The organism is Stenotrophomonas sp. 3diitr2024 (genome assembly GCF_042136455.1).
Lineage (GTDB): Bacteria > Pseudomonadota > Gammaproteobacteria > Xanthomonadales > Xanthomonadaceae > Stenotrophomonas > Stenotrophomonas sepilia.
On record NZ_JBHHMJ010000465.1, the window covers coordinates 1 to 9494 of the forward strand.

Annotated in this window: 7 protein-coding genes and 1 riboswitch; of the genes, 4 read left to right on the plus strand and 3 right to left on the minus strand. The window is 68.1% G+C overall.

What is annotated here, in order from left to right:
* Window positions 1-87: 87 nt before the first annotated feature.
* The 3 genes from ABGA94_RS11770 to ABGA94_RS11780 are packed head-to-tail and all read right to left on the minus strand — an operon-like array spanning window position 88 to window position 3415.
* On the minus strand, window positions 88-1155 hold the full coding sequence (locus ABGA94_RS11770; protein WP_095379366.1) for a homoserine dehydrogenase: 1068 nt from the start codon (window positions 1153-1155) through the stop codon (window positions 88-90).
* Entirely contained in the window at window positions 1152-2387 is a 1236-nt protein-coding gene (locus ABGA94_RS11775; RefSeq protein WP_111129178.1) for an O-succinylhomoserine (thiol)-lyase, read from the minus strand. Before ABGA94_RS11775 ends, ABGA94_RS11770 begins: the two co-directional genes overlap by 4 nt.
* Entirely contained in the window at window positions 2384-3415 is a 1032-nt protein-coding gene (locus ABGA94_RS11780) for a homoserine O-succinyltransferase (RefSeq protein ID WP_005418400.1), read from the minus strand. Before ABGA94_RS11780 ends, ABGA94_RS11775 begins: the two co-directional genes overlap by 4 nt.
* Before the next feature lie 76 nt (window positions 3416-3491).
* Window positions 3492-3610: riboswitch (SAM riboswitch) on the minus strand.
* 147 nt (window positions 3611-3757) lie between these two features.
* Here ABGA94_RS11780 and ABGA94_RS11785 point away from each other — a divergent pair.
* The 4 genes from ABGA94_RS11785 to ABGA94_RS11800 all read left to right on the plus strand — a co-directional run bounded on the left by ABGA94_RS11785 (window position 3758) and on the right by ABGA94_RS11800 (window position 9220).
* The gene (locus ABGA94_RS11785; protein ID WP_375367360.1) at window positions 3758-4642 is read left to right on the plus strand and encodes a M23 family metallopeptidase; all 885 of its coding nucleotides are present in this window, start codon (window positions 3758-3760) and stop codon (window positions 4640-4642) included.
* Window positions 4643-4708: 66 nt separating this feature from the next.
* A complete protein-coding gene (locus ABGA94_RS11790) occupies window positions 4709-6313 on the plus strand; it encodes a peptide chain release factor 3 (protein ID WP_053499606.1) in 1605 nt (534 codons plus the stop codon).
* A 212-nt stretch (window positions 6314-6525) separates the two neighbouring features.
* Window positions 6526-7164, plus strand: coding sequence for a hemolysin III family protein (locus tag ABGA94_RS11795; protein WP_005418403.1), 639 nt, complete (start codon window positions 6526-6528; stop codon window positions 7162-7164).
* 130 nt (window positions 7165-7294) lie between these two features.
* Window positions 7295-9220, plus strand: a complete 1926-nt coding sequence (locus tag ABGA94_RS11800; protein WP_262233043.1) for an AsmA family protein — start codon at window positions 7295-7297, stop codon at window positions 9218-9220.
* Window positions 9221-9494: the final 274 nt, after the last annotated feature.

Consider the following 9494-nt stretch of genomic DNA (forward strand, 5'->3'; position numbering starts at 1 on the left):
AGCCGAGCCCATGCTCGGCTGCTCCTGGCGAGATCCCCTCCTGCTGGATAAGCCGAGCATGGGCTCGGCTCTACAAGAACTGTGCGATCAGCCGACGATCCGCAGCACGTCATCCAGCAACGCGGCGGCGGTGACTTCCGCGCCCGCACCCGGGCCCTGGATCAACAGCGGCTGGCGACGGTAGCGATCACTGTGGATGGCGACGCGATTGTCGGTCCCCGCACCCTGCGCCAACGGGTGATCGGCCGGCAGCTCGCGCAGGCCCACCTGCGCACCCCCACCGTCAACACGGCCGACGAAACGCAACACGCGGCCGTTTTCGCGTGCCCGCTGCCAACGCGCCTGCAGCGGCGCATCCAGCTGCTCCAGCGCAGCCACTGCGCCCTCCAGCGGCAACGCGGCCAGCGTTTCAGGTACCAGTGAGTCCACCTGCACCTGCGAAGCATCCAGCGCCAGCCCGCTGCTGCGGGCCAGGATCAGCAGCTTGCGGCGCACGTCCTCGCCGGACAGGTCAAGTCGCGGATCCGGCTCGGTGTAGCCGGCCGCCAGCGCCTCGCGCACCGCCGCCGAGAACGGCGACTTGCCGTCATAGCGATGGAACAGCCACGCCAGCGAACCGGACAGCACGCCCTCGATGGCATGGATGTGATCACCACCGGCCACCAGTGCGCGCAGGCTGCTCAGCAGCGGCAGCCCGGCACCGACGGTGGCGCTGTCACCATAGCGCGCACCACTGTCGGCACAGCTGTCTGCAATGGCCTGCGCGCGTGACAGCTGCGCACCACGGCCCAGCTTGTTGGCTGTCACCACATGCACGCCGCGCGCCAGCCACTGCACGTGACGTGCGGCCACGTCTTCGCTGGCGGTGGCATCGACCACCACATCGCCACGCTCCAGCCCTTCGGTGCTGGCCCACGCCGGCGAACTCTGGCCATCGCGTGGCGCACGTCGCGCCAGTTCCAGCGGCAACGCCAGGTCACGATCGATCTCCAGCGCAGTACGCGAGTTGGCAAGCCATTGCACGCTCGGCAGTTCCAGCCCGCGAGCCTGCAGCCTCTGGTAGCGCTGCACGAAGGCCGAGCCGACTGTGCCAGTACCGAGCAGCGCCAGGCGTCCCGCGCCCAGCGCCGGAATTTCAGCAGCGAGTGCGCTCATGCATCCACCACCTGTTTGCGGCGTGCGGCCGCATCGATCACGACTTCGGCGCGCTGCAGCGCGGCACCGAGATCGGCCAGCAGGTCGCGCTCGGCCTCGATGCCGACCGACAGACGCAGCAGCCCTTCGCTGATACCGGCCGCTGCGCGTGCTTCGGCGGTCATCGCCGCATGGGTCATGGTCGCCGGATGCGCGATCAGGCTTTCGACGCCGCCCAGCGATTCGGCCAGGGTGAAGCAGCGCAGGCCATCCACGAATGCGCGCACTGCCGCGTGCGGATCTTCACCGCCGCAGTGCGCAAGCTCGAACGACAGCATCGCGCCGAAACCGCTCTGCTGGCGCGCCGCGATGGCATGGCCGGGATGTTCGGCCAGGCCCGGGTAGTACACCCTGCCGACGGCCGGATGCTGGTCCAGCAGGGCAACGATCGAGGCGGTATTTTCCTGGTGCACGCGCAGGCGCGCATCCAGCGTGCGCAGGCCACGCAGGGTCAGGAAGGCATCGAACGGTGAACCCGTCAGGCCCAGCGCGTTGCCCCACCACACCAGCTGCTCGTGCACTGCCGGATCACGCGCGACCACTGCCCCGCCCACCACATCGCTGTGGCCGTTGATGTACTTCGTGGTGGAATGCAGCACCAGGTCCGCACCGAACGACAGCGGTTGCTGCAGCGCTGGTGACAGGAACGTGTTGTCGACCACCACGAGTGCGCCGGCCTTGTGCGCGGCATCGATGACGAAGCGCAGGTCGGTGATGCGCAGCAGCGGGTTGGACGGCGTTTCCACCAGCACCAGCTTCGGCTGGGTGGCCAACGCCTGTGCCAGTGCGCGCGGATCGGTCAGGTCGGCGGTGACCAGTTCAAAGTGGCCCTTCCGGGCCAGCGCATTGAACAGGCGCCAGCTGCCACCGTACGCATCGTGCGGCACCACCAGGGTATCGCCCGGCTGCAGCAGTGCGTTCAGCACCAGGTTGATCGCGCCCATGCCGGTGGCGGTGACCACACCACCGACGCCGCCTTCCAGTTCCGCCAGCGCCTCACCCAGCAGGTCGCGGGTCGGGTTGCCACTGCGCGTGTAGTCGTACTGGCGCTTGTTGCCGAAGCCTTCGAAGCTGAAGTTCGACGACAGCACGATCGGCGGCGTGACCGCGCCATGCGCGGTGTCCCGATCGATGCCCGCACGGACGGCGGCAGTGGTGCGACTACAGGACGGCTCGTTGGCGTGCAGGCTCATGCGGACTCTCCAGAGGTGCGGAAGGCGGTGGCGAGGATCGCGTCGATGCGATCGGTTTCTTTGAGGAAGGCGTCGTGGCCATAGGGCGAACGCAGCACGCGCAGGCTGCCGCGCGGGCCCAGCCCTTCGACCAGGCCGACCAGATCGGCCAGCGGCACCAGGCGGTCGCCCTCCACGGCCACCACCACGGTCGGCGGCAGGATCGCGGCGGGGTCGACACGGTGCAGGTCGATCGATTCGGACAGGCGCAGGTAGGCGGTCACCGGCGTGCGCGCGACGTACTGCGCGCCGGCGGCGTCGAGGTAGTCTTCGGCGGCCACGCGCACGCGGCCATTGATGACCTCCGGGGCAGCGTCGAAGCGCTCGCCGAATTCTTCCGGGGTGCGGTAGCTGAGCATGGCAAACTGCCGGGCCAGGGCCAGGCCGTGGTCTTCGCCGCACTGCAGCTGGCCCAGCGCAACCGCGCGGCGCTGCAGCGCGCGCCACGCGGCGGCATAGGGATGCGGGCGGTGCGCGCCGCTGGCCAGCACCAGTTGGCGCACGCGGGCGCGGTGACGGATCGCGAACTGCTGGCCGACCAGCGCGCCATACGAATAGCCGACGAAGGCCTTCAGCGTGCGGATGCCGAGATGGTCCAGCAGCAGCGCCAGCGCATCGGCCTGGTCGGCAGTATCGATCGGCACATCCAGTGCACCGTCGGCACCGATGAAATCGAAGGCCAGCACGCGCAGCTGCTGCGGGTCGAGCGCGCGGCCGGTACCCACAAGCGCTTCGGCCCAGCCCTTCTCGCTGAACTGTGCGTTGGACGCCACGTGGCGATGGGCGGAAATGCCACCGGCCAGCACCACCACCGGCGCGTTGGCCGGGCCCACCCACTCATAGCGCAGGCGCACCGGGCTGGGGCCTGCATGGCGCATCGACAGCACCGCGGCGAACTCACCGCGCTCGGCGTGCACGCGGTCTGCGACCGGCACGCTGACGGGGACGAAGGGCTCGGGGCGAATGGCGGTACTGGCAGCGAAGCTCATGGCGGGATCCGGTTGGGGAATCGGCCATCGAGCCTTCGCGGGCCCGCGTTCGAGATGCACGTGGGGTGCATGGTTCGAACCATCTTTCGGTGGACGCCACGGTCCCCGCAGGATTTGGCACCTACGCAGACGCTTGCGCGCCTGCGGGCTGCCCCGGCTTCAAAGGGCCTGTCCCTCTGCCGGTCTCGATGGTGGAGCCACGATGCCAGCCCTTTCCGGCACTGTCAATCCCTTCATGCGGATAAAGCGATAGATATTTCCAGGATCAGTCTGCGAGGGCCGTCCCGGTCGCCCCGTTCAGGATCGGGTACAGTCCCGGCGGTCCTCTCGCTGGAAACGCCGATGCCGCGCCTGCCCCTGTCCTGCCTGCTGTTGCCTCTGCTGGCGAGCGCGACCGCACACGCCGGCGACTGGCGCCAGGGCTGGGGACTGGCTCCCCCTTCCGCGCCTGCCACCCGCGCAGGCAGTGCCGAGGGCGCCGCCCCCATGGCCCGGTTGCGCCTGCAGCCGGTCGGTACGCAATGGCAGGCGCGGATCGACAACGGGCTGGCAGGGCCGCTGCAGATCCAGCTGCGCGCCGCCCCCGGACACCCGGTCGAAGGCCTCCCGGTCGAGTCGCTGATCCAGGGCGACAGCAGCCTGGTCGTCGGCCACCTGCCCGCCCCGATCGATGGCCGCCTGCTGGATCTGCGCCTGCAGTCGGTGCCGGGCAACCCTGCCGCACAGGCCGAAGATGTCGGCTATCGCCTGCCGTTCGATGCGGCCCGCCTGCGTGTGGACCAGGCGCCGCAGGGGCGATTCAGCCATGACGACGAGGAGAACCGTGACGCGGTCGACTTCGCACTGCCGGAGGGCACCCTGGTGCTGGCCGCGCGCGAGGGCACGGTGATGCAGATCCAGGATGGCTTCCGTGGCAACGGCCAGGACCGCGAGCGCGATGGTGCCCGTGCCAATTTCGTCCGCGTGCTGCACAGCGACGGCAGCATGGCCCTGTACGGCCACCTCCAGGCCGGCGGCATGCGCGTGCGCCGCGGCCAGGCGGTGGGAGCCGGGCAACCGATCGGCCTGTCCGGCAACAGCGGCTACAGCACTGCGCCGCACCTGCACTTCGTGGTGCAGGTCAACCGCGGCATGAGCCTGCGCTCGGTGCCGGTGCGCATCTTCGCCGGGCAGGGCCAGCTGCAGTTCGCCCGCCACGGCGAGGCCGACGGCGGTATCGGGCGCTGACCGGCCCCGGCCGGTATAATCGGGCGCTTATCTCTTTGAAAAGCGCCCCGGGCGGGCGCCACTGCCATGTCCGAAGTCGCCATCGAAGCGTCGCGTCGCCGCACCTTCGCCATCATTTCCCACCCTGACGCCGGCAAGACCACGCTGACCGAAAAGCTGCTGCTGTTCGGAGGCGCGATCCAGATGGCCGGTTCGGTCAAGGGCCGCAAGGCCGCCCGCCACGCCACCTCCGACTGGATGGCGCTGGAAAAGGAACGCGGCATCTCCGTCACCTCCTCGGTGATGCAGTTCCCGTACGAGGGCAAGATCGTCAACCTGCTCGACACCCCTGGCCACGCCGACTTCGGCGAGGACACCTACCGCGTGCTGACCGCAGTGGACTCGGCGCTGATGGTGATCGACGTAGCCAAGGGCGTGGAAGAGCGCACCATCAAGCTGATGGAGGTGTGCCGCCTGCGCGACACCCCGATCATGACCTTCATCAACAAGCTCGACCGCGAGGGCAAGGACCCGATCGAGCTGCTGGATGAAGTGGAGACCGTGCTCGGCATCCAGTGCGCGCCGGTCACCTGGCCGATCGGCATGGGCCAGCGCCTGAAGGGCGTGGTTCACCTGCTGACCGGCGAAGTGCACCTGTACGAACCGGGTCGCAACTTCACCCGCCAGGACTCGACCATCTTCCCGTCCATCGATGCGCCCGGCCTGGCCGAGAAGATCGGTGCACAGATGCTGGCCGACCTGCGCGACGAACTGGAACTGGTGCAGGGCGCCAGCCATCCGTTCGATCTGGACGCTTACCGCGCCGGCAAGCAGACCCCGGTGTTCTTCGGCTCGGGCGTGAACAACTTCGGCGTGCAGCCGCTGCTGGACTTTTTCGTCGAGCATGCACCGTCGCCGCAGGCGCGAACCACCACCGGCCGCGAAATCGCACCGGAAGAGAACAAGCTGACCGGCTTCGTGTTCAAGATCCAGGCCAACATGGACCCGCAGCACCGTGACCGCGTGGCATTCATGCGGGTCTGTTCGGGCCGTTTCAGCGCCGGCATGAAGACCTTCCACGTGCGCACCGGCAAGGAAATGAAGCTGGCCAACGCGCTGACCTTCATGGCCAGCGACCGCGAGATCGCGGCCGAAGCGTGGCCCGGCGATGTGATCGGCATCCACAACCACGGCACCATCTCCATCGGCGATACCTTCACCGAAGGCGAAGCGGTGACCTTCACCGGCATTCCCAACTTCGCCCCGGAACTGTTCCGCCGCGCACGCCTGCGTGATCCGCTCAAGCTCAAGCAGCTGCAGAAGGGCCTGGCCCAGCTGTCCGAGGAAGGCGCGACCCAGTTCTTCCGCCCGCTGACCAGCAACGACCTGATCCTGGGTGCCGTCGGCGTGCTGCAGTTCGACGTGGCCGCCTACCGCCTGAAGGACGAGTACGGTGTGGAAGCCACCTTCGAGCCGGTCAGCGTGACCACTGCGCGCTGGGTCCACTGCAGCAACGAGAAGAAGCTGGAAGAGTTCCGCGAGAAGAACGCGCTCAACCTGGCGCTGGATGCGGCCGGCCACCTGGTCTACCTCGCTCCGACCCGGGTCAACCTGCAGCTGGCCCAGGAACGCTCGCCGGATGTGCGTTTCTCGGCCACACGCGAAGCGGCGCACACCGTTTCGGCAGGCTGATGCCACGGGGTCGGATCCCTTTCCACAGAAAAGGACTCCGGCCCCAGCCGTCGCGGGCGGTTCATCCACGCATGGCGGCGATTGACGGATCACGGGACCAACGGCGCAACCCAGGGATTCACCCACCATACGGTGACGGGCGTGCACGTGCCGCCCATCGCGGCGATGATAGGGGGGTGCGGGTCCCCCTCCCCGCGAACGATGCCTACGCCATGTCCACGACTTCCGTTGCTTCGATCCGCGAAGAAATCGCCAGCGCCCTGACCCATGGCCTCGGTGCCGTGCTCGCCCTGGGCGCCGGCGCGGTGCTGATCACCCTGGCCGCAATCTACAGCGATGGCTGGCAGCTGGCCGGCGCCATCGTGTTCGGCATCGCGCTGCTGCTGCTGTACACCGCGTCCACCCTGTACCACGCCATCCAGCACCCGGTCGCCAAGGGCCGGCTCAAAGTGTTCGACCACTGTGCGATCTACGTACTGATCGCCGGCACCTATACCCCATTCACCCTGATCGGCCTGCGCGGCCCGTGGGGCTGGGGCCTGTTCGCCGCGATCTGGACCCTGGCCCTGGCCGGCGTGGTGTTCAAGCTGTTCTACACCGGTCGCTTCAAGCGCCTGTCCACTGCCATCTACGTGGCCATGGGCTGGCTGGTGATCGTGGCGGTCAAGCCGATGCTGGCCTCGATCGACGGCTGGACGCTGGGCTGGCTGCTGGCCGGCGGCCTGTCCTACACGCTGGGCACCTATTTCTACCACCGCGAATCGATTCCCTATTCGCATGCGATCTGGCACCTGTTCGTCATCGGTGGCAGCGTCTGCCACTTCGTCGCGGTCACCATGCAGGTGCTGTAGCACCGGCCCGTGCGTGGCGCGTGCACGCCGCGCACATGGACGCTTCGCGCCCTGTCCACGATGAGGGGGCAACCATGGCAGCGTGAATGCCGCCGCCTCCCCTGCCACAAAGCGCACGAACCGCTGGCGCCTGCGCCGCCCCGGCCCGCGAGGCCGGCGCTGGTTGACGCTGCTGATCTTCCTGCTCGCGGCGATCCTGGTACTGATCGCATTGTGGGACTGGAACTGGTTCAAAGGCCCGGTTGAGCACGCCGTGCAGGCCCGTACCGGCCGCGCACTGCACATCGGCCATCTGGATGTCGACCTCGGCCGGACCAGCACCATCCGTGCCGATGCGATCACCTTCGCCAATGCCGGTTGGGCCAGGCAGCCGAACATGGCCACGGCCGACCGCGTCGAGATCGATGTGCGCGTGTGGCCCCTGCTGCGCGGCAGCGTGCAGCTGCCGGAAGTGCGCCTGACCCGACCGGACGTGCTGCTGGAAACCGCCCCTCGCAAGGGCGAACCGGGCAACTGGGACTTCCTCGGTGACAGCGCTGGCGGCACCAGCCCGCAGCTCAAGCGCCTGCGCATCGACGACGGCCGGCTGCAGTTCCTCGACGCACCGGGCCGTACTGATATCCGCGTGGGCGTGCGCAGCGGCCAGCCGAAGCAGGCCGATGCCTCGCCGCCGCTGCTGGTGCAGGGCAAGGGCCACTGGCAGGGAAACCCGTTCACCCTGCAGGGCGGAACCGAATCACCGCTGGAACTGACCAACAGCGACCACCCGTTCCGCATCCACCTCGACGGACGCGCCGGCGCCACCCACGCGGTGGCCAGCGGCACGCTGACCAATCCGTTCCAGCTGCGCGTGTTCGACCTGCAGTTCGCACTCAGTGGCCAGGACCTGGCCGATCTCTACCCATTGCTCGGCATCGCCATTCCGCCGTCCCCGCCCTACGCGCTGAACGGTCGCCTGAAACGCGACCACGACGTCTGGAGTTACGACGGTTTCACCGGCAAGGTGGGCGACAGCGACCTCGGTGGCAGTCTTCAGTTCGAGGTGGGCCGCGACCGTCCGCGGCTGACCGCGACGCTGGAATCCAAGCGCCTGGACTTCGATGACCTGGCCGGCTTCGTCGGCGCGCCGCCGAAGACCGGCGGCGGCGAAACCGCCAATGCGGAGCAGAAGGCCGAGGCCGCACGGGTGGCCGCGCGCGCGCGCGTGCTTCCGGACACGCCCTACAACCTCGGCAAGCTGCGTGCGATGGATGCCGATGTGCGCTGGAAGGCCCACCGCATCAACGCACCGTCATTGCCATTGGACGACATGGATGCCCATCTGCTGCTGGATGACGGGGTGCTGCGGCTGGCACCACTGAACTTCGGCGTCGCCGGCGGCGATATCCGCAGCACCATCCGCATGGACGCACGCCAGCCGCAGATCAGCACTGCGCTGAAGGCGAGCGTGCGCGGCGTTCAGCTGGGCCAGCTGTTCCCTGATGCCAAGCTGGCCGAACAGGCCAAGGGCGGCATCGGCGGTGAGGTGGACCTGAGTGGCCGCGGCAATTCGATCGCCGCGATGCTCGGCAGCAGCAGCGGCAAGGTCGGCCTGGCGATGGGCCGTGGCCATGTCGGCAACCTGGTGATGGAGCTGGCCGGCCTGGACATCACCGAATCGCTGAAGTTCCTGGTGACCGGCGACAAGCAGATTCCCCTGCGCTGCGCCTTCGCCGACTTCGGTGTGCGCGACGGCCTGATGACCAGCCAGGCGCTGGCGGTGGACACCACCGACACGATCCTCATCGGCGAAGGCACCGTCAGCCTGCGCGACGAAACCCTGGACCTGCTGTTGAAGCCGCGCCCGAAGGACAGGAGCATCCTGGTACTGCGCTCGCCGCTGCACATTGCCGGCACGTTCAAGGACCCGTCGTTCCGCCCGGACTTCAAGGCGCTGGGCATCCGCGGTGCGGTGGCCCTGGCGCTAGGCAGCATCGCCCCGCCGGCGGCCTTGCTGGCGACGATCGAGCTGGGGCCGGGCAAGGATGCCGACTGCGGCGGGCAGTATGCGAAGTAGGGTTACAGCGTTGTTCGCGGCGCCTGCATTGATGGTGGCTTGAGGGGGACGGGTGACAGTTTCCTGCGCGCGCGGAACGAGAGCGGAAATTCAAAGTCAAAAGAAAAAAGCAAAGTCAAAAGCTGTTGCCAACCAAGGTTGGCAGCTACCAAAGGCGAGGCACCGCGCTCACAGAAATGTGTCCAGAGGCGGAGGGTGCGGCTGGGCAGGACCGTTGGCGCCATGGATGGCGCCATCGAGCCCCCATGGATGGGTCTATGGCGTGTCCTGCCCA

Coding starts and splice junctions, on each gene's coding strand:
- ABGA94_RS11770 (WP_095379366.1), bottom strand. CDS start 1,155: ATGAGCGCACTCGCTGCTGAAATTCCGGCGCTGGGCGCGGGACGCCTG.
- ABGA94_RS11775 (WP_111129178.1), bottom strand. CDS start 2,387: ATGAGCCTGCACGCCAACGAGCCGTCCTGTAGTCGCACCACTGCCGCC.
- ABGA94_RS11780 (WP_005418400.1), bottom strand. CDS start 3,415: ATGAGCTTCGCTGCCAGTACCGCCATTCGCCCCGAGCCCTTCGTCCCC.
- ABGA94_RS11785 (WP_375367360.1), top strand. CDS start 3,758: ATGCCGCGCCTGCCCCTGTCCTGCCTGCTGTTGCCTCTGCTGGCGAGC.
- ABGA94_RS11790 (WP_053499606.1), top strand. CDS start 4,709: ATGTCCGAAGTCGCCATCGAAGCGTCGCGTCGCCGCACCTTCGCCATC.
- ABGA94_RS11795 (WP_005418403.1), top strand. CDS start 6,526: ATGTCCACGACTTCCGTTGCTTCGATCCGCGAAGAAATCGCCAGCGCC.